At 69.8% G+C, this 19,737-nt stretch carries 20 protein-coding genes; 3 read left to right on the top strand and 17 right to left on the bottom strand.

Translation table 11 applies throughout. The features are described 5' to 3' along the window. Window positions 1–46 precede the first annotated feature (46 nt). Window positions 47–580, top strand: coding sequence for a rhodanese-like domain-containing protein (locus FHR19_RS06150; protein ID WP_184025632.1), 534 nt, complete (start codon window positions 47–49; stop codon window positions 578–580). A 45-nt stretch (window positions 581–625) separates the two neighbouring features. Next, complete coding sequence (locus tag FHR19_RS06145; RefSeq protein WP_184025630.1) at window positions 626–2,911, top strand: TonB-dependent receptor; 2,286 nt, start codon at window positions 626–628, stop codon at window positions 2,909–2,911. On the opposite strand, the gene FHR19_RS06140 is transcribed toward FHR19_RS06145, so the two are convergent. Next, window positions 2,908–3,390 carry a PilZ domain-containing protein gene (locus FHR19_RS06140; protein WP_184025628.1) on the bottom strand — a complete coding sequence of 161 codons (483 nt, stop codon included), beginning with the start codon at window positions 3,388–3,390 and terminating at the stop codon, window positions 2,908–2,910. The genes FHR19_RS06145 and FHR19_RS06140 overlap by 4 nt on opposite strands. A 147-nt stretch (window positions 3,391–3,537) precedes the next feature. On the opposite strand from FHR19_RS06140, the gene FHR19_RS06135 reads away from it, so the two are divergent. Continuing rightward, window positions 3,538–5,331, top strand: a complete 1,794-nt coding sequence (locus FHR19_RS06135) for a putative bifunctional diguanylate cyclase/phosphodiesterase (RefSeq protein WP_184025625.1) — start codon at window positions 3,538–3,540, stop codon at window positions 5,329–5,331. A 9-nt stretch (window positions 5,332–5,340) separates the two neighbouring features. On the opposite strand, the gene FHR19_RS06130 is transcribed toward FHR19_RS06135, so the two are convergent. The 16 genes from FHR19_RS06130 to FHR19_RS06055 form a co-directional block, all read right to left on the bottom strand. Then, complete coding sequence (locus tag FHR19_RS06130; RefSeq protein WP_184025622.1) at window positions 5,341–6,003, bottom strand: response regulator transcription factor; 663 nt, start codon at window positions 6,001–6,003, stop codon at window positions 5,341–5,343. 2 nt (window positions 6,004–6,005) lie between these two features. Further along, window positions 6,006–8,228 (bottom strand): sensor histidine kinase, encoded by a 2,223-nt coding sequence (locus FHR19_RS06125; protein WP_184025619.1) that lies wholly within the window; start codon window positions 8,226–8,228, stop codon window positions 6,006–6,008. After that, window positions 8,222–8,599, bottom strand: a complete 378-nt coding sequence (locus FHR19_RS06120) for a response regulator (protein WP_184025617.1) — start codon at window positions 8,597–8,599, stop codon at window positions 8,222–8,224. The genes FHR19_RS06125 and FHR19_RS06120 overlap by 7 nt, the downstream gene beginning before the upstream one ends. A 40-nt stretch (window positions 8,600–8,639) precedes the next feature. Then, window positions 8,640–8,924: a hypothetical protein gene (locus FHR19_RS06115; protein WP_184025615.1), complete on the bottom strand. Its 285-nt coding sequence runs from the start codon at window positions 8,922–8,924 to the stop codon at window positions 8,640–8,642. Beyond that, window positions 8,921–9,961, bottom strand: coding sequence for a chemotaxis protein CheB (locus FHR19_RS06110; protein ID WP_184025613.1), 1,041 nt, complete (start codon window positions 9,959–9,961; stop codon window positions 8,921–8,923). The genes FHR19_RS06115 and FHR19_RS06110 overlap by 4 nt, the downstream gene beginning before the upstream one ends. 33 nt (window positions 9,962–9,994) lie before the next feature. After that, complete coding sequence (locus FHR19_RS06105) at window positions 9,995–10,447, bottom strand: chemotaxis protein CheW (RefSeq protein ID WP_184025610.1); 453 nt, start codon at window positions 10,445–10,447, stop codon at window positions 9,995–9,997. Window positions 10,448–10,467: 20 nt separating this feature from the next. Further along, window positions 10,468–10,833, bottom strand: a complete 366-nt coding sequence (locus FHR19_RS06100; RefSeq protein WP_184025608.1) for a response regulator — start codon at window positions 10,831–10,833, stop codon at window positions 10,468–10,470. Window positions 10,834–10,848: 15 nt separating this feature from the next. Further along, window positions 10,849–11,397: a chemotaxis protein CheD gene (locus tag FHR19_RS06095; RefSeq protein WP_184025606.1), complete on the bottom strand. Its 549-nt coding sequence runs from the start codon at window positions 11,395–11,397 to the stop codon at window positions 10,849–10,851. Beyond that, window positions 11,397–12,419 (bottom strand): protein-glutamate methylesterase/protein-glutamine glutaminase, encoded by a 1,023-nt coding sequence (locus tag FHR19_RS06090; RefSeq protein WP_184025604.1) that lies wholly within the window; start codon window positions 12,417–12,419, stop codon window positions 11,397–11,399. Before FHR19_RS06090 ends, FHR19_RS06095 begins: the two co-directional genes overlap by 1 nt. Next, window positions 12,416–13,282, bottom strand: a complete 867-nt coding sequence (locus tag FHR19_RS06085; protein WP_343053176.1) for a CheR family methyltransferase — start codon at window positions 13,280–13,282, stop codon at window positions 12,416–12,418. The genes FHR19_RS06090 and FHR19_RS06085 overlap by 4 nt, the downstream gene beginning before the upstream one ends. Next, window positions 13,270–15,327 carry a chemotaxis protein CheA gene (locus FHR19_RS06080; RefSeq protein ID WP_184025601.1) on the bottom strand — a complete coding sequence of 686 codons (2,058 nt, stop codon included), beginning with the start codon at window positions 15,325–15,327 and terminating at the stop codon, window positions 13,270–13,272. Before FHR19_RS06080 ends, FHR19_RS06085 begins: the two co-directional genes overlap by 13 nt. Further along, window positions 15,324–15,620: an STAS domain-containing protein gene (locus tag FHR19_RS06075; RefSeq protein ID WP_184025597.1), complete on the bottom strand. Its 297-nt coding sequence runs from the start codon at window positions 15,618–15,620 to the stop codon at window positions 15,324–15,326. The genes FHR19_RS06080 and FHR19_RS06075 overlap by 4 nt, the downstream gene beginning before the upstream one ends. Window positions 15,621–15,643: 23 nt before the next feature. Beyond that, window positions 15,644–17,173: a methyl-accepting chemotaxis protein gene (locus FHR19_RS06070; RefSeq protein WP_184025594.1), complete on the bottom strand. Its 1,530-nt coding sequence runs from the start codon at window positions 17,171–17,173 to the stop codon at window positions 15,644–15,646. Window positions 17,174–17,271: 98 nt separating this feature from the next. Next, complete coding sequence (locus tag FHR19_RS06065; RefSeq protein WP_184025591.1) at window positions 17,272–18,618, bottom strand: ATP-binding protein; 1,347 nt, start codon at window positions 18,616–18,618, stop codon at window positions 17,272–17,274. After that, window positions 18,615–19,301, bottom strand: a complete 687-nt coding sequence (locus FHR19_RS06060; RefSeq protein ID WP_184025590.1) for a winged helix-turn-helix domain-containing protein — start codon at window positions 19,299–19,301, stop codon at window positions 18,615–18,617. The genes FHR19_RS06065 and FHR19_RS06060 overlap by 4 nt, the downstream gene beginning before the upstream one ends. 3 nt (window positions 19,302–19,304) lie before the next feature. Continuing rightward, window positions 19,305–19,712: a PDZ domain-containing protein gene (locus tag FHR19_RS06055; protein WP_184025588.1), complete on the bottom strand. Its 408-nt coding sequence runs from the start codon at window positions 19,710–19,712 to the stop codon at window positions 19,305–19,307. Between the last annotated feature and the right edge of the window lie 25 nt (window positions 19,713–19,737).

Below are 19,737 nucleotides of genomic sequence, written 5' to 3'. Positions count from 1 at the left end.
GCCCCCGCCCGCCTACCATCCGACCAACGGACGAGGGAGGCGGGCGATGTGGCGGGCGCTGATGCTGGTGGCGGCGCTTCAGGGCGGCGATTTCGACGCCGCTGGCTATCGCATCGCGCGCTATCGCGGCGTCGTGGCGGCAGCGCCGGCCGGGGTCGTACGGATCGACGCCGACGCCGCCCGCGCGCTCCAGCGCCGCGGCGCACGCCTGATCGACGTCACACCGGCCGAGGGCGGGCATTGGGACCCCGCCCGCCGCGCATGGCGGCTGGCCGAGGCCCATGCAACGATCCCCGGCGCGCGCTGGTTGCCCGAGGCGGGGCGCGGCGACGCACCGCCCGGCGCGGTCGCGTGGCTGCTCAGCGTCGCGCCCGCCAACAAGCGCCGACCCGTCGTCGTCTTCTGCCTGGCCGATTGCTGGATGAGCTGGAACGCCGCGCGACGCCTGGTCGCGGCGGGGCATCGAGACGTGCGCTGGTTCGCAGAGGGGATCGACGGCTGGCGCGAGCGCGGCTGGCCGCTGGTCCCCGTGAGCCCGGCGGGCGGCCCCGCCCGCCCCGCCATCGTACCAAAGGCCTAGAGCCGCGGCTCCGCCAGCCTGCCACGATCGGCGCGGGGAGAAACGATGCGACTACCGACACTTCTGACCGCGACCGCGATCGCCATGGCCGGCACCGCGCATGCGCAGGAGGCGGACGCGCCGATCGTCGTCACCGCGCCCGGCACCACCGCCGATGCCGACGATGCCGTCGCGGTGGACGCCGCCGCGATCACACGCGCAGGCCATCCGGACCTGTTCGCCGCACTGACGCGCGAGGTGGCGGGCGTCACGCTACAGGACGCACAGGGCAATCCGTGGCAGCCCAACCTCGTCTATCGCGGCTTTTCCGCCTCGCCGCTTCAAGGGCTGGCACAGGGCCTCGCCGTCTATCTCGACGGCGCGCGGTTCAACCAGCCGTTCGGGGATACCGTGCAGTTCGACCTTATACCGGAAGCCGCGATCCGGCGCGTCACCCTGCTCGACGCCAATCCGGTCTATGGCCTCAATGCGCTGGGCGGCGCGATGGTGATCGAGACCGCGACCGGCCGCGACACCCCCGGCCTGACGCTCACCGGCACCGGCGGCCGGTTCGGCTATGCCGAAGGGTCCGCAGCGGCAGGCCTTTCGTCGGGGCCGTGGAGTGCATTCCTCGCCGCGCAGGAACGTCACGATGGCGGCTGGCGCGATTTCAGCCCCTCGACACTCTACAACGGCTATGCCGATTTCGGTTATGACGGCGCAGGCGGCGGGCTCCACGTCAAGCTTATCGGTGCCGACAGCGACCTGACGGGCAACGGCGTCGTACCGGTCGAGCTTTATGCCGCGCGCCGCGATGCGGTCTTCACCCATCCCGACAACACCCGCAGCAGTTACTGGCGGATCAGCGTCCATCCCTGGCTTCGCCTCGGCACGCACACCCGGATAGAAGCGTCGGCATACGAACAGTTCCTCCTGCGCCGAAACCTGAATGGCGACGCAGCCGACATCGAGGAATGCGAGGAGGCGGACGAGGAGGGCCTGCTCTGTCTCGAAACCGTCGGCGACGACGACGGGGAGGAGGAGGAACAGTCGGTCCTGAATGATGCCGCCGGTAACGCCATCGGCGAATTCGACGGCATCGACGCCTATGGCGTGCGCAACACCGGGCGCGAGCGGACGCGCAGCCGCGGCATTCTCGCGCAGATCGTCGACACGCGGTCGCTCGGCGCGGGCGAGAACATGCTCGCGGTCGGCGCAAGCTATGACGAGGCGCGCACGCGCTTTGACACCGCGACCGAGCTTGGCGCGATCGACGAAACGCGCGGAGTCTCGGGGCTCGGCCCGACGATCGTCCAGCCGGATGGCGCGATCGCGCCCGTCGGGCTTGTCACGAACAGCAGCAGCGTCGGGGTGTTCGCGCTCGACCGCCTGCCGATCGCCCCCGGCCTGTCGGCGGAGATCGGCGTCCGCTGGAACCGCACCCGGATCGAGCTGATCGACCTGATCGGCACCGCGTTGAACGGCCGCCACGCGTTCGAGCGAACCAATCCGGGCATCGAGTTCGACTGGACGCTGTCGCCGCGCCTCACCCTGCGCGCCGGCTATGCCGAGACGAGCCGCGCGCCGACCGCCGCCGAGCTTTCCTGCGCGGACGAGAATGCGCCCTGTTCGCTCACCAACTTCTTCGTCGCCGATCCGCCGCTGAATCAGGTCGTGTCCCGCCACTGGGAACTGGGCGCAAGCGGGCGGCGCGGCGGCTTCCGTTGGCTGCTGTCGAGCTATCGCGCGACCAACGCCGACGACATCCAGTACGTCGCGTCCGAAATCCGCGGCCGCGCCTATTTCCGCAACATCGGCCGCACCCGGCGACAAGGGGTCGAGGCAAGCTTCGCCTACGAGCGCACGCACTGGCGGATCGCCGCAAGCTATGCCTTCGTCGACGCGACGTTCCGCACGCCGTTGACCCTGTCGAGCCCGGCGAACCCCACTGCGGCCGACGACGGCACGATCGCGGTGGAGCCCGGCGACCGCTTGTCCGGCCTTCCGCGGCATAGCGGCGCGCTTTCGATCGACTATACCCCTCGCGGCTGGTCGTTGGGCGGCGACCTCATCGCGCGCTCGGGCCAGCGGCTGGTAGGGGACGAGGGCAACGACGTTGCGCCGCTTGCCGGGTACCTCGTCGCCAATGCGCGGGCGGGCGTCGCGCTCGCCGACGGCCTTCGCCTGATGGTCGAGGTGCGCAACGTCTTCGACCGCGGCTATGCCAGCTTCGGCACCTTCAGCGACATCGGCGAAGTCGCGATCGCCGAGGTTGCCGGCGCCGCCGATCCGCGCGCCATCGGGCCGGGCGCGCCGCGCCGCTGGTTCGTGTCGCTGGTGGCGACGCGCTAGCTTGCCGGCCCGCTAGAGGCGGCGATGATCTCGTGCGAGGTATGGTCGAGGAAATGATAGACCGTGCTCGCCAGCGTAAGCGACGCGATGCCGAGCGCGACTGCCAGGACCGTCGCCTCGATCCGGCGGCGCACCGTCGTCGCATCATAATCAAGCAGCGCATGATGTCGCGGCAGGTGGCGTCGATCGCCCCCTGCCGCGACGGCCCCCTCCCCTTTACCCCGTTCGAGCGCGGCGACGTCGATCCGCTCGCGCGTGCTGATCCCGCAGCGATTGGCCGCGGCCCAGATCACCCGGCCGATCAGCACCGACGTCGCGCGGCGCAGTTCGACATAGGTGCCGCGCGGCGGCGCCCCGCCCGCCATCTCGATCATCGCTCCCCGGCTGGACAGGTTGCGGATGATCGCGTCGCACCACCCGGCATCGGTCAGCACCCGTGCCTGGATGAACGTCGTCTTTCTCGGCTCGCGGTTGATCATTGCCTGTCCTTCAACTCGAAAGACTAGATAATGTCGCCGCCCGCGACCGCGTAATCGGTAGTTCTACGAACCCCGTATAAACCCGCTATTTTACTTTCCGTTAACCGGAAACGGCGCTCTTCTGCGGTTTCACGACGGGATTCCATCATGTCGCTGCACCAACGCATCATCGGTCCGGAGATCGACGCCGAGGAGACGATCGTCGATCTGGATCGCGAGATCGCCGCGCTCGAAAGCCGGACCCGCTCGCAGCAGGGTCGGCTTCAGGCGCTCGCTGCGCTTGCAGATTTCCAGCGCGAGGCGATCGATGCCGCCGCGATCGTCGCCGTCACCGACCGCCGCGGCCGCATCCGCTCGGTCAATGCCAAGTTCTGCGAGCTGAGCGGCTATTCGGAGGCCGAGCTGATCGGCGCGACGCACCGCATCGTCCATTCGGGGATGCACGACCGCGCCTTCTTCCAGAACCTCTACCGCACGATCGGCAGCGGGCGGATCTGGCACGATGTGATCTGCAACCGCGCCAAGTCGGGCCGGCTCTATTGGGTGGACACGACGATCGTGCCGCATCGCGACGGATCGGGCTATACCGCGATCCGCTTCGACGTGACGCCGCAGAAGGAGGCCGAGCAGCGCCTCTGGATGCTCGCCAATGTCGATTCGCTGACCGAACTGCCCAACCGCCGCCGCTTCATGGAATTGCTGGCGGAGCGGACCGCGCGCGGGGGATCGTTCGTGACGGCGATCCTCGACCTCGATCATTTCAAGGACGTCAACGACAGCGAGGGGCACGATGCGGGCGACCGCCTGCTCACCGCGGTCGCGGCGACGCTGCGCGAGCAGCTTGCCGAGGGTGACGTCGTCGCGCGGCTGGGCGGCGACGAATATGCGCTGATCCTGTCGGCCGAGGGCGTGGGACAGGCGACCGCGCGGCTCGAACGGATCGTCGCCGCGGTGGGCGCCCGCCGCTCCGACGGCATCGCCGACTGGACAGTGCAGGCCAGCGTCGGCGCCGCACTCTATCCCCGCGACGGCGCGAACAAGCACGACCTTCTGAAGTGCGCGGACATGGCGCTCTATGCGGCCAAACAGTCCGGCCGTGGCTGTGCCCGCCTGTTCGAGCCACGCTTTCGCGAGGCTGCCGAACAGCGCGCAGGGCTTCGCGCCGCGATCCAGCAGGCGCTGGCGAAGGGCGAGATGTTCGTCCTCTATCAGCCGATCGTCGACCTGACGGGCGAGCGGCCGCTGGCGTTCGAGGCCCTGCTTCGCTGGCGCCGCCCCGATGGCAGCGTGCAGACGCCCGCGCTGTTCGGCGCGGTCTTCGACGACGAGCAGATCGCCGCCGATATCGGCAATTTCGTGCTCGGTCAGGTCCTCGCGCAGATCGAACGGTGGCAGGCCGAGGGCGTGCCGTTCCGGTCGATCGCGATCAACGCGACGCTCGGCGACTTTCGCTCGCCTGCGTTCGTCGACCGAATCGTCGATGCGGTGGACAGCGGCCGAATCCGGCACGACCAGCTTTGCGTCGAGATTACCGAGGGGATGCTGCTCGATCGCGGCGGCCGGGCGGTGCGCGCCGCTATCGAGCGGCTCGACGCGTGCGGGATCGACATCGCCTTCGACGATTTCGGCACCGGCTTCGCGTCGCTCACGCATCTGCGCCAATTGCCGATCGGCCATGTGAAGATCGATCGCAGCTTCATCGAATCGATCTGCGCGGGCGGCAAGGATCGGGTGATCGTCGAAAGCGTCATCGACCTTGCCCATCGCCTCGGCCTTAAGGTCGTGGCCGAGGGGGTGGAGGAAAGCGATCAGGCACAGATGCTGCGCGACCTCGACTGCGATTCGATCCAGGGGTTCCTCGTCGCCCCCGCGCTTTCCGAGCAGTCGGCGACCGCCTTCGTGCGGGACGGCACCGCCAGCGACCGGCTCGCCGCGGCATAACGCCTTCGTTCAGGCGGCGGGATCGGTGCGGAGGATATCGCCCCGGGGCGCAAGGTCGGCATCGATCGCGATCTGAACCGCCTCAGCCAGGCTGCGGACGGCCAGCTTGTCCATAACATGCGCACGATAGGTCTCGACCGTCCGCACCGACAGGCCGAGGCGATAAGCGATGATCTTGTTCGCAAGGCCCAGCACCATGCCGGCCAGCACGTCGCGTTCGCGCTCAGACAATCGCTCGACCTGCGCCTGCGCGTCGCGCCGCCGGCTGGCCTCGCGCAGTGCCTGGCGCTGCTGCGTCAGTGCCCGGCCGATCGCGCGAACCAGCTCGTCGATGCCGAACGGCTTCTCGATGAAATCAACCGCGCCGGCGTGCATCGCCCGGACCGCGGTCGGGATCGATCCCGATCCGGTCAGCATCACCACTTTGTGCGCGCTATCGCGCTCGGCGAGCGCGGTCTGGACGTCGATCCCGCTCAGCCCCGGCATGTTGAGGTCGAGGACGACGCAGCCGCCGGGCAGCGCATCCTGCGCGGCGAGGAACGCCTCGCCGTCGCCGAACCCCTGCACCGCAAAGCCGCGCAGCGACAATGCCGTCTCCAGCTCGCCGCGCACGTCGTTGTCGTCGTCGACGAGGAAGACGTTCCGCTCGGCCTCCGCGATCGCCCCCGCCATCGTCACGCCTCCTCCTCCATCGGAAAGCGCAGCGTCAGCGCGGCCCCCGGCGCGCCCTCGTTCGGCGTCAGTGCGATCGATCCGCCGACCTCGTCCATGATCTGGCGGCAGACGAACAGGCCGAGGCCCGTGCCCTTGCCCGACGGCTTGCTTGTGCAGAAGGCGTCGAAGGCGCGGTTGCCCACCGCCTCGCTGATCCCCGCCCCGTCGTCGGCGATGGTGAGCGTGATCGTCCCGTCCCCCTGCCACAGCGCGATCGACACGCGGCCGGCGTCGCCGCGCCCGCCCTCGCGCGCCGCGTCGATCGAATCGGCGGCATTCTGAAGGGCGTTGACGACGATCTGCTCGATCCCGATCCGCGGCAGCAGCAGCAACGGCACGCTGGCGGGCAATTCGGTGAACAGCTGGATCGACCGCTCGGTCATGACCGGCCGCATGAAGCGGATCGCGTCGTGGACCGCCTGGACCAGGTTCGTGGGCTCACGCTCGTCGCGCTCCAGGCGGGCATAGCTGCTGGTTCGCTGGACGATCGAGCTGGCGCGTTCGACCTGTTCGATGATCCGGTCGAACTTCGCCGCCACCCTGGCCGCTGCGGGATCGGCAGCATCGAGCATCAGGCTGCCGTTCTCGGCCGCGAGCGAGATGGTGAAGAGCGGCTGGCGCAGTTCGTGACTGAGCGCGCTTGCCATGCCGCCGAGCTCCATCAGCCGCGCATTGTGCCGCATCCGCGACTGGAACGCCTTGGCGGTGCGCAGCCGGATCAGGCAGCCATAACGCCAATGGCCGCTTTCCTCGTCATATTCGTGAGCCAGCAAAAGGTACCATTGGTCGTCGCCGCCATCACCGCGGCGGAACTCGATCATCACGTCGTGCTTGCCGGCGCTCGCGGCGAACTGGCCGGCGTCGGCGGCATGGACGGGGAAGCTCAGCCGCCGCTCGCCCGCGACCGGGTCGATCTTGACGAAATGGAGCGCGCAGGCCGCGGGGTCGAAGCCCACGTCGCCGAACAGCTTGAGCTCGATCGCGGAGCGCAGTTCAGACACCGCACGCGAAAGGCGCTGGCGCTCCTGCTCGGCGACGACATAATCGTTGTTGGCCGAGACGAAGGCACGCAACAGCGCGTCGGTCTCGTGGAACGGTGCGTGCGGCAGCGCCAGCGTCTCGTGCCGCCCAAACCCGCGCAGCGCCGTTTCCCAGAGCCCCATGGACCGCCGGATCGCCCGCCCGAATGCCAAGAGACCCAGCTCGGCGATCAGCAGATAGATCATCATCGGCGTGACACCGCGGACGATATCGCCGAACAACACCAGCACATGCGGCTGCGGCGCGACCGCCGCCGACAGCCCCGGCCCCGCCGGCACGACGTAGCACATGGTCAGCCAGTAGGCGAAAGTGTCCCGGTCGTCGGGTCCCGCCTCTCCGGTATCGGTCCGCGCACAGCCGATCCGGTGCGCGGCGGTGCCGATCGCCGCGGTCCGGTCGATGACGTACGGCATCGCCGCCCGCGCGCCCGGCAGCACCAGCGTCGCGCGCTGGCCGGGCCGGAACGGCTCGTCGCGACCGAGGTCGGCGACAACCTGCGCCACTTCCTGCTCATGGATCGCCAGCCGGTCGCCGACGTGATGAAGTTCGCCGAGCAGGAACAGCGTCGCCGCCCCCGCCACCGCGATCGACACCGCCGCCTCCAGCGATCGCTGAAGCCCGAACTGGCGCGCGCGGCGGATCGTCCCCTGGACCGGATCGACGACCAGCGCGAGCGTGACGAGGTCGGCGATCGCCGCCAGCATGATCTCGCACAGGATCTTGCGCAACGAGACGACCGCGGTCACCTCGATCGGCGTGCGGTAATGCACCCAGACGAGCGCGAGCGCCGCGGCGACGCCGACCGTCGCCTGATAGAAGAAGGTGATCGCCGCCAGACTCTGCTGCCCGCGCGACAGCCGGTGGACGACGAGGACGTGGCCGAGCGCGAGCAGCACCGACACCGGATGCCCCCACCACAGGATCGACGGCGCCATCGTCGCCGCCGCCACGACCAGGCCGACCGTCAGCCCGAACCAGCGATAGGCGAGCAGGTAGAAGAGCGGCCCGAGATAGAATTCGAAGCCGGGCGCGGCCACCAGCCGCATGCTCGACAACGCGACCGCCGCCGCGAACGCGATCCCTGCCATCGGCCAGAAGGCCGGGGCGGTCACCTGTTCGCGAGGGCGGGCTAGGTTCAGCATGGACGCCCCACTGACGCTGCGACGAGTTGGCGGAGCATCGCCGCGCGCACGGGCTTCATCAATAACCCTTTGGTGGAAGCGGCAATTTCCTCTCGCGCGGCGCGAGTCAGGTCGAGATGGCCGGTCATCAGATAGATGTCGGCCTCCAGCGCCTGCGGCGCCCCGCGGGCCAGCGTGCGCAAGACGTCGAGACCGTTCTCGCGTTCGAGCTTGTAGTCGCAAAGGACGAGGTCGAACGTCTGCGCCCGGCACGCATGCTCGGCGCCGGCGCCGTCGCGCACCCCCGTCGCCGCCGCGCCCAGGGCGCCGAACAATTCGACGAGTTCACCACGCAGCGCCTCGTCGTCCTCGATGATGAGTATCCTCGGCATGATCGGGTCGCTAACCTGCCGCAACTTGGTTGATCCTTTCCTAAGACCCGCAGTCGAGTTCGAGCGCGCTCTCCAGCCGCACGCGCAGCCGTTCGAGCGGGGTGTCGCCGATCGCCGCCTGCGGATCGTCGGCACGCAGGATCGCCGCGAGCGCCAGTTGCTGCTGGCCGAGCATGTCGAGCGCCTGAAGCGCCGAGACGTGCCGCTCGACCAGCGCCGGGTCAGAGCACAGGATCGCGCCCAGCCGCTCGATCTCCTCGCGCGCGCATTCGAGCTCGTCGGCGATCTGCGCCCGCAAGCGGTGGGAGAGGCCGAGCCCGTTCATGCGGCCATCGCCGCGACGGCGCCGTGCATCAGAAGTTCGCGGCCCATGTCCTCCAGCGGGCGCGGCGTCGCCCCGCCGATCATCGCCGCCTGTTCGGGCAGTTCGCGCGCCTTCGCGTCGTCGGGGAGCACCGCCAGCGTCGGCGCGCCCGCACCGCGCAGCGCGCCCAGCACTGCGACGCCGTCGTCGCCGATGCCGCTCAGCATCCCCACCGCCGCGCGGCCGCCCGCGGTCTTCGCGACCGATTGGAGCAGCAGGTTGGCCGAGGGGCGATGCCCCGCGATCGGCTCGCCGTCGATCAGGCGGATGGCGGCATCGGGCCAGCGGTCGACGACCGCATGCCGCGCCGCCTCGCGCAGGACATAGACGTTACCCCGCTCCAGCGGCACGCCGTCGTAGGCGGCGCGCACCGCCGGCCGCGCGCTCTTATCCAGCTTCTCGACCAGCGCGTCGGCGACGTTGTGCGCATCGCCGAGGTGAACGATCACCGGCGGGCAATTGACGGGCAGGCGATTGACGATCGCACTCACCATCTCGACGCCGCCGGTATTGCCCACCAGCACGATCACGCCGTCGCCGGGCATGTAGTCGCTGCCGACCAGCACCTCGCCGCTCGCCGCCTTCGCCTTGACCGCCTTGCCCGCCGCCGCCGCCTTGACCAGCTTGGCGAGGCGTGGGCCGATCTTGCGGAACTCCTCCATCGTCGCCGCCTTGGGCTTGGGGAAGCAATCATAGGCGCCGAGTTCCAGCGCCTCGAGCGTCGCGGCCGACCCCTTCTGCGTCAGCGACGACAGCATGATGATCGGCATCGGCCGCTCCGCCATCACCTCGCGCAGCAGCTCGAGGCCGCTGGTCCCCGGCATCTCGACGTCGAGCGTCACCACGTCGGGATAGTCGCGCGCGATCAGGCGGCGCGCCTCGTCGGCATTGGCGGCGTGATCGATCACGGTGATCCCCGGCGCCTCCTCGAGGATGGTGGTGAACAGTGCGCGCATCGTCGTCGAATCGTCGACGATCAGGACACGGACCGGTGGCATTGGCGTTACTCCGACAAGCGAAAACGAAAGACGTCAGGCCGCTTCGGCAAGCGGCGGCGCGGCGACGGTCCCGACCGCCATCGCGCGCAGGTCGAGGACCATGGCCATCCGGCCCTCGACCGCGATCAGCCCCTCCAGGAACCGTTCGGCACCCGCCTGGCCGAGTTCGGGCGGCGGCTGCATTTCGGCGGGCTCGACGCGGACGATATCGTTGACCGAATCGACGATCAGGCCGTTCAGCTGGCTGCCGATCTGAAGGACGATGATGACGTGCCGCCCGGTGGGGTCGATCCGCCCCCAGCCCAGCCGCTCGGACAGGTCGATGACGGGCAGCACGGTACCGCGCAGGTTGACGACGCCGCGCACGAACGACGGCGCATGCGGGATCGCGGTGGTCGGCGTCCAGGCGCGGATCTCGCGGATCGCCATGATGTCGACGCCGAGCAGCTTGTCGGCGATCTGGAACGTGATGAGCTGTTCGGCCACGACCCTCTCCTTTTCTTCGCTCAATGCATCACGCGGCGGACCGCGACGGTCAGCTTCTCGGGATCGAAGGGCTTGACGATCCAGCCGGTCGCCCCGGCATCGCGCGCGCGCGCCTTCTTTTCGGGCGAGCTTTCGGTCGTCAGCACCAGGATCGGCATGTCGCGGAACCGCTCCTGCGCGCGCAGCTCGGCGATCAGCCCGAACCCGTCGAGCCGCGGCATGTTGATGTCGGTGATGACGAGCGTCGGCTCGTTGTTCTCGAGCCAGTCGAGCGCGGCTCGGCCATCCTCGGCCTCCGCCACCTCATAGCCCGCACTGGTGAGCGAGGCGCGCAGCAGCATCCGCATGCTGAGGCTGTCGTCCACCGCCAGGATACGCTTCTGCATGTTTCTCCCCTCGGATCAGAACAGTTCGACGTCGCCCAACGTCGGCGGGACGGCGGGCCGGTGAAGTTGCGGAAAGGCCTGTGCCACCTCGCGGCAGCGCACCCGCCCGCTGGCGGGTTGCAGGTCGAGGCGGCGCGCCAGCGTGCCGCCGGTATCGGCGCGGGCTAGCGCGATGCCGTCGTCGCGCAGGAAACGGCGCGCGAACTCGGCATTCTCGGTCCCGATCGCGCGCATCCCCGAATGAAGGTTGGCGCCGCCATAGAGATGCGCGCGCATCGTCGGCCGCGTCGCGCCGCGCTTCAGCATGCCGTTGACCAGCATCTCCATCGCATAGAGACCATAGCGGCGCGCTTCCTCGCCCGGTCCCGACCGGACATGCTCGGGCGGGGTGGGCAACAGGAAGTGGTTCATGCCGCCCACGCCCGCGACCGGATCGTAGAGGCAGCAGGCGATGCAGCTGCCCAGCACGGTCGTCAGGATCAGGTTGGGATCGCTCGACACCTCATACTCGCCCTGAAGGACGTTGTGGCGCTGCTGCCGGGGCGCGGCCGTGATCGGTGCCATCAGCATCGGCAAAGCTCCAGGATACGCGCGGCGATGCGATCGACGGGCAGGATCTCGGCCAGCGCGCCGCGCTCGGCGGCGGCGCGCGGCATGCCGTAGATGAGGGCGCTCGCCTCGTCCTGGCCGATCGTCGGCATGCCGAGCTTGCGCAGCGCCGCCAGCCCCTCGGCCCCGTCCTCGCCCATCCCGGTCAGGATCGCGCCGACCACCTTGTCGGCGGGCAACCCCGCGAGCGAACGGAACATCGCGTCGGCGGAGGGACGATGGCCGGAAACATGCGCCCCCTCGGTCAGGCGGCAGACGAGCTGCTTGCGCCCGCTGACCGTCAGGTGCCGGGTGCCGCCGGGCGCGATATAGACGTGGCCCTGCTCGACCGGCATCCCGTCCGCCGCCTCCACCACGCGCGGCGCGACCCGGGCGTCGAGGCGGCTGGCGAACATGCGGGTGAAGCCCGCCGGCATGTGCTGGACGACGATCGTCGGCGGGCCGTTGTCGGGATAGCCGGCAAGCAGCGCGCCCAGCGCCTCCACCCCGCCGGTCGACGCGGCGATCGCGGCAATCCGCCCGTTCCAGCGAAAGCGTTCGGGCGAGCGCACCGCGCGGCGCGGCTGCTGAAGCCGGTCGCGGCAGCCGGCGGCCAGCTTGACCATCGCCGCCAGCTCTCCGTCGTCGAGGTCGCGCATCACCCCCAGTCCACCCGAGGGTTTGGCATAACAGTCGATCGCACCGAGCTCGAGCGCGCGGACGGTGGCCTCCGCCCCCGCCGTGGTGTGCGACGACACCATCACGACCGGCGTTGGGCGCAGCCGCATGATCTTTTCGAGGAAGGCGAGGCCGTCCATACCCGGCATCTCGACATCGAGCGTCACGACGTCGGGATCGAGCTCGCGGATCATCGACCGCGCCTCGACCGGGGTAGCGGCGGTGCCGATCACCTCGACCTCCGGATCGCGGCGCAGGAGCGCGGTGACGACGCCGCGCATCGTCGGCGAATCGTCGATGACGAGCGCGCGCACCGTCATGCCGGCACCTTGCGGAACACGGTCTGCCCGACGGGGCGGAGCATCCCCGCCGCCTCGCCGAGCAGTCTCTCCGAATGACCGATGTAGAGGTAACCGCCGGGCAGCAGCTTTTCGGCGAGCCGGCATTGCAGCCGCTCGTTGGTGGCGGCATCGAAATAGATCATCGTGTTGCGACAGAAGATCGCGTGGAACTGCCCCGCGATCGGCCATTCGCCCAGCAGGTTGAGCTGGCGGAAATGGACGATGTCGCGCACCTCGCGTCGGATTGTCAGCGCGTCGCCCGTCCGCTCGGTCCAGAGGCGGCCGAGTGGTTCGGGGATCGCCGCCGCCGCCTCAGCGGCATAGCGGCCCGCCCGCCCGGTCTCGAGCACCTGCGCGTTCAGATCGGTCGCCAGCATCGCCACGTCGCGCGTCAGGATGCGCCGCCCCTCCCGCTCGTTCGAACCGAGCAGGGTCATCGCCAGCGAATAGACCTCCTCGCCCGAGGAGGATCCCGCCGACCACATCCGCACCCGCCGCCCCTTTTCGAGCGCGCCGACGATCTCGGGCCGCAGCACCTCGTCGAAATGGCGGAAGTGATGGTCCTCGCGGAAGAAGCGTGTGTGGTTGGTGGTCAGCGCCTCGATCGCCGCGGTCCGCGCCCGGGCGTCGTGGCTGATGTGCTGGATATACTCGCCGATGTCGCGAGACCCGTGTGCGCGCACCAGCTTGGCGAGGCGCGAGGAGACGAGCACCCGCTTGCCCGGATGCAGGACGATACCGGCATGGGCATGGGCCATCCGCGCGACGGCGGCGAAATCCTCGGGCGACAGGTCGCGCGGCTCGGGCGCGGCGATCGCGGCGGCGACGCTCACGACGCGCACCGGAGCGGCATCGGCGCGCGCAGGCCCACCAGCCCCTCAACATCGAGGATCAGCGCGACGCGCCCGTCGCCCAGGATCGTCGCCCCCGCGACGCCCTCGACCTGCTGGTAATGCGTCTCCAGGCTCTTGATGACAACCTGGCGCTGGTCGATGATCGCGTCGACCATCAGGATCGCGCTGCCCGCGCTTTCGGTCTCTACGACGATCAGGACGCCCTCCGACGGCTCGCTCACCGTCCCCGACAGGCCGAGCTGGTCGCCGATGCCGAGCACCGGCAGGAACGAGCCCCGCACGTTGAGCACGCGGTTGCCGAGGCCAGTCGACTGCACCTGTCCCCGCTCGGGCCGCAGGCTCTCGACGATATGCGTGAGCGGGATGATGTAGGTCTGGTCGCCGACCGATACGACCATGCCGTCGACGATCGCGAGCGTGAGCGGCAGCGCGAGCGCAAAGCTCGACCCCTCGCCCGGCCGCGACTGGATGGTGATGCGGCCGCCCAGCGCCTGGACGTTCTGGCGCACCACGTCCATGCCGACCCCGCGACCGGAGATGTTCGACACCTCCCGCGCGGTGGAGAAGCCCGGCGCGAAGATCAGCTGATCGATCTCCTCGTCCGACAGGCGCGCGTCGGCGGGGACGATGCCGCGCTCGGCGGCGATCGCCAGCACCCGCTCGCGATCGATGCCCGCGCCGTCGTCGCTCACCGAAATGACGATCCGGCTGCCCTTGTGCTCGGCCGACAGGCGCAGCCGCCCCTCGGCGGGCTTGCCCTTGGCCAGCCGGTCGGCGGGGAGTTCGATGCCGTGGTCGACACAGTTGCGGACGAGGTGGGTCAAGGGCTCGCCGATCCGCTCGATCACCGTCTTGTCGAGTTCGGTCGCCTCGCCCTCCACCTCGATCTGGACGCGCTTGCCAGTCGATGCCTCGAGCTCGCGGACGATGCGCGGCACGCGGCTGAACACCGACTTCACCGGCTGCGCGCGGATCGCCATCGCGCTGTCCTGTAGCTCGCGCGTCAGCTGGTCGAGGTCGGCGAGTTCCTCGACGGCGGCGAGGCCGTTGGAGACGAGCCGCTGCGACAGCATCGACTGGGTGATGACGAGCTCGCCGACCAGGTCGACCAGCCGGTCGAGCTTTTCGAGATCGACGCGGATCGTCGCGCCCGCCGCGACCTTGGCCGGTTTCGCGGCCGGCGGCGCCTGGACGGCAGGGGGCTCGGCCACCGTCGGCGCCGCCGGAGCGGCCGGGGGGGATTGGAGGACGGGCGTGGGTGCCGGTACGGCCACCGCCGATTCGTCGAACGCCGCGCGCTCGATCGTCACCGACGCCGGATCGGCGACGAAGTCGAACACTTCCTCGATCAGCGCGCGATCGGCGGCGGCGGGCAGGCGCAGCGTCCAGCCCATATAGGCCGCATCGGGATCGAAGCCGTCGAGCGTCGGCACGCGATCGGCATCGGCGCGCACTACCTGCCCGCCGAGCGCCGCCAGTTCGCGCATCAGCAGGAGCGGCTCGCTGCCGTGCGCCAAATCGCCCGCGGCTGGCGTGAAGGCGACGCGCCAATCCTGCGCCGGTACATCAGCGGGCGCGGCGAGCTCGGCCATCATCGCGGCCAGGTCGAACGACAGCTCGGGCACCACGGGCGCGGCGACCGGGACGGCGGCGGGCGCGGCGGTCAGCGCATCGCGCAGCGCCTGCTCCATCGCCGCATCGTCGGGTTGATCGCCCTCCCCCCGGATCGCGGTGACATGATCGGCGAGCACGTCGAACGCGCCCATCAAGAGCTCTACCAGCGGCGGGGTGAGCGACAGCTCGCCGTCGCGCACCTTGTCGAGCAGCGTCTCGAAATGGTGGGTAAAGGCCTGAAGCGGGTTGAAGCCGAACGCCCCCGCCCCGCCCTTGATCGAATGGACCGCGCGAAAAATCGTGTTGATCGTCTCGCCGTCATGCTCGCCGGCCTTGATCGCCATCAACGCGGTTTCGGCGCTGGCGAGGCCCTCTTCGCATTCCTGGAAGAAGATCGACTGGATGTCGTCGGGGCTCATGCCGCCACCTCCGCATCGGCCAGCAGTTCGCTGAGCAGCCGGTCGGCGACGCCGCAGACGCGCGCCGCCTCCTCGACCGCGCGCGAGGCGGCGATCAGGCGGATCTCGGTCGCCCCCTCCGCCCCGGTGCGCAGCGCGCTGAGCAGAAGCTGGATCCCGGCAAGCCCGATCCGCTCCACCTTGCCGGCGTCGATGCCGATCGCACCGCCCAGATCGAGCATGTCGCGCAGTTCGTTGGCCATCAGCCGGACCCCCGATCGGTCCAGCACCGGCAGCATGGTCAGGCGGCGCATCGCTCCGTCTCCCCTTCGAATGCTCAGAACTCGGACCATTCCTCGGCGTGCGCGACGGCAAGGTTGCCGCGCGTCACCGGACGGGGGGCCGAACGGGCCGTCTTCTTGCGCGCGGGCTGCGGCATGGCGCGGACGGGCGCGGGCGCCGAATGCCCCTCGCCCGACAGCGTGAAGCGCGAAACGAGGCCGGTCAGCTGGTTGGCCTCCCCCGCCAGGCTGCGCGCCGCCGCGGTCGACTGTTCGACCATCGCGGCATTCTGCTGCGTCATCTTGTCCATCTCGCCCACCGCGGCGTTGACCTGTTGCAGGCTGTTCGACTGCGAGGCGGCGAGTTCGGAGATGTTGGCGGCGAGGCTGGCAATCTCCGCCACCTTGCCGACGATCCGGTCGAGCGCGGCACCCGACTGGCCGACCAGGTCGACGCCGCGGCTCACCTGCTTCGAGCTTTCGCCAATCAGCTCCTTGATGTGCTTGGCGGCATCAGCCGATCGCTGGGCGAGCGCGCGCACTTCGTTGGCGACGACGGCAAACCCCTTGCCCGCGTCGCCCGCACGCGCCGCCTCGACCCCGGCATTGAGCGCGAGGAGATTGGTCTGGAAGGCGATGCCGTCGATCACGTTGATGATCTGCGCGATCTCCTGTGCCGAGCGTTCGATGTCGTCCATCGCGGCGACCGCTTCCTTGACGACAGTGCCGCCGCGCGTCGCATCGCCATGCGCCTCCGCCACCGAGCGGTTGACGTGCGCGGCGCCGTCGGCGGTTTCGCGGATGCCGCCGGTCAGCTGGTCCATCGCCGCCGCCGTCTGCTCGAGCGAGGCGGCCTGCTGCTCGGTGCGCGAGGAGAGGTCGTCCGACGCCTGGCTGATCTCGATCGACCCGGTGTTGATGCTCTCGGCCGTCTCGGACACCTGCGTCAGCGTCTCGCTGATCCGGCTGCGCATGAACTCGAAATCCTGCTCGACCTTGCGGAACGTCTCGGGCAGCCCCTCAAGCGTCACGGTGAAGTCGCCCTTGGCCAGCGCCTCCAGCGCCGAGCCGACCTGCGCGATCACGGCCAGGCGCTGCGCCTCCTCGGCCCGGAAATAACTCGACAGCGCGACGTCCATGTCGAGCAGCGCGCACTTCACCAGCGTGCCGATCACCTTGCCGAGGCGATTGCCCGCCAGCCGCGCGATCGGCGACTGTGCGATCATCTCGCCGATCAGCTCCTCGAGCACCATCGCATAGCCGCCGATGTACCAGGTGGGAGCGAGGCCAATCTTTGCGTGGACGTTGCCGATCTGCTCGGCCTTGGCGAAGTAACCGTCGCCGATATCGCGCGAGAAAAGCTGGACCCAATGGTTGAACTGCTTGTCGCGCGCATGATCCATCGTCTGGCGCGAGGTAAAGAAGCGGGCGGTGTCGGGCGTCGCCGACATCTTGGTATAGAAGTCGTCGAGCGCGCCCGGCGCGTGCTTCTGAATGGCTCGCAGGATGCGGGGGAAGCTGGCATAGTCGTCAGCATCGATACCGAAGAATTGCAGTCTGTTCTGATTGGCTGACGAATTGTCCATCTGACCGTCTCCACTTGGGCGCGAGGCGATCCAAGCGGTTTCGCGGTAACCAAAATCCTAACCTGCGTAGAACTACGGATGGCCGCCCGGCCGGGTCGTCAGGCGGCGGCGAGCCGGATCGAAACCGCCAATCCGGGGCCTGCATCGCCCAGTTCGACCTCGCCGCCGTGCAGGTGCGCGACTGCCTGGACGAGCGCGAGGCCAAGGCCTGCGCCGTTTCCGCCGCGGGCGGGGTCGAGCCGGCCGAACCGGCGCAGCGCTTCGCCCCGCTGATCGGGCGCGATTCCCGTACCCTCGTCGGCGACGGTGACGACCGCGCCCTCACCCCAAATGGTGAGCCCGAGCGTGATCGTGCCCGCGCCGTATTTCAGCGCGTTGTCGATCAGGTTGCCGATCGCCTGATCGAGCAGCTGCCGGTGGATCGGACGGATGAGCGCCGCCGGCGCCTCGACCCGGATCGAGCGCCCCGCCTCCTCGACGACGGGGGCGTAGAGGTCGGCGATATCCTCGACCATCGCAGACAGGTCGACCGGGGCGAAATGGTCGCGGCCCAGCCCCGCCTCCGCCCGACTGATCGCCAGCGCGGTCTCGACCAGCGCGAGCAGGCGCTCGCCCTCGCCCTCGGCGCGCTCGATCGCGTCGCGTGCGGGTCCGTGGCCGACCTCGGCGCCGGCGCGTTCGAGCGCGACGCGCAGCCGGGTCAGCGGCGAGCGAAGGTCATGGGCCAGGCCGTCGGTCGCGATCTTCAACTCGCCGATCAGCGCCGCCACGCGGTCGAGCGTGCGGTTCACCTCCTCGCCCAGCATCGCGAACGCATCGCCCGATCCGTCCGGGGCCACCCGCTCCGCCAGCGATCCGCCGCGCACATGGCGCAGCGTCTCGACCGTGCCCTCCAGCCGCCCGGTGATGACCCGCGCCGACAGCCACGCCGCCAGCGCTGCGAACACCAGCGCCAGCGCCAGCGCGGCGAGGCTGGCACGTTCGAGCAGCGACAGGAGGTTGCGCTCCCCCTCGACCACCATGCCGGTCAGCAGCCGCGCCCCGCCGGGCAGCGCGGTCGCACGGACCAGCATCGTCTCCGCCTCGACATGGCCGAGACGATAGAGCGTGACGTCGACATCGTCGGCGCCCGGCGCGACACTCGGCGGCCAGTCGCCGACATTACCCGCCAGCCGCGATCCGTCGGCGGCGGCGAGCAGCATCACCTCGCCCCCCGTCATCGCCTGCGTCCGGCGAAACTCGATCGCGCGGGCAAGCGCGGGCAGACCGCCCTGCGCATGGGTGGCGAGCAGGTCGCTGCGCACCGTCTCCGCCGCCGCCGCCGCCTCCGCATCGCTGCGCCCGCGCAGTACCGCGCCGAGCCCGGCGAGCAGCACCGCGGCCGCCACCACCTGTGCCAGGAAGACGAGCGCCGCGAAGCGCAGCGTCGTCGATCGCCAGATCACGGCTCCGCGCCGAGCCGGTATCCAGCGCCGCGCACGGTATGAAGCAGCGGCTTCTCCTCGCCCTGATCGACCTTCTTGCGCAGGCGGCTGAGGTGCACGTCGACGACGTTCGTTCCGGGGTCGAAATGATAGTCCCAGACGCCTTCGAGCAGCATCGTGCGCGTCACGACCTGCTCGGCATGGCGCAGCAGGAACTCGAGAAGGCGGAACTCGCGCGGTTGCAGGTCGATCGTCCGCCCGCCCCGCCGCACCCGGCGCGCGAGCAGGTCCATCTCGAGGTCGGCGCTGGACAACACCGTCTCCGGCCCTGGCGCGGCAACACGGCGGCGGATCAGCAGGCGAACGCGCGCGAGCAGCTCGGCAAAGGCGAAAGGCTTGGTCAAATAATCGTCGGACCCGCCGGTCAGCCCGGCGATCCGGTCCTCCGCCGATCCCAGCGCCGACAGGATGATGACCGGCGTCGCCACCCCCGCCGCGCGGACCGCGGCGAGCACGGACATGCCGTCGAGGCCGGGCAGCATCCGGTCGAGAACGATGCAATCGTAGCTGCCGTCGGTGGCGTGGAACAGGCCGTCGCGGCCATTGTCGGCGCGGTCGACGACGAAGCCTTCCTCGCTGAGGCCCTTGGCGATGAAGTCGCCCGTTGCCCGGTCGTCCTCGACGACCAGGATCCTGTGGCTCATGAATCAGCTCCGCGTCGCCGGCACATCGAGGTCGAGCGTGCGGCCCCCGCGCCGAACATGCAAGGCGACATGCGCCTCCGCCCCCAGCGCATCGCCGATCGCATCGGCATCGGCGGGGGCGCGGGCGTCGATCGTCTCGATCCTGTCGCCGACGCGGAGCCCCGCCTGCTCGGCGATCCCGCCGCTGCGCAGGCTGTCGACCAGGAGCGTGTGCCGTTTGCCCGGCGCCACCGTCAGCACCGCGCCCAGCCAGTCGCGGTCCTCGCGCCGATGCGCCACCACCCCCCGCCATGCGAGCACGCCCGCCAGCATCGCCGCCAGCAGCGTCAGCGCGGTGACGACGCGCAGCGCGCGCATCGCCGCGCCGCCATCGGCCTTCATCCTCGTCAGGGGCGTTTTCGAAAGGGGCATGGATCGTCCTCCATCCCCGCCCTTC

This window comes from Sphingomonas yantingensis, assembly GCF_014199325.1.
Classification (GTDB): Bacteria; Pseudomonadota; Alphaproteobacteria; order Sphingomonadales; family Sphingomonadaceae; genus Sphingomonas; species Sphingomonas yantingensis.
This window is presented reverse-complemented; position numbering and strand designations above follow the sequence as displayed.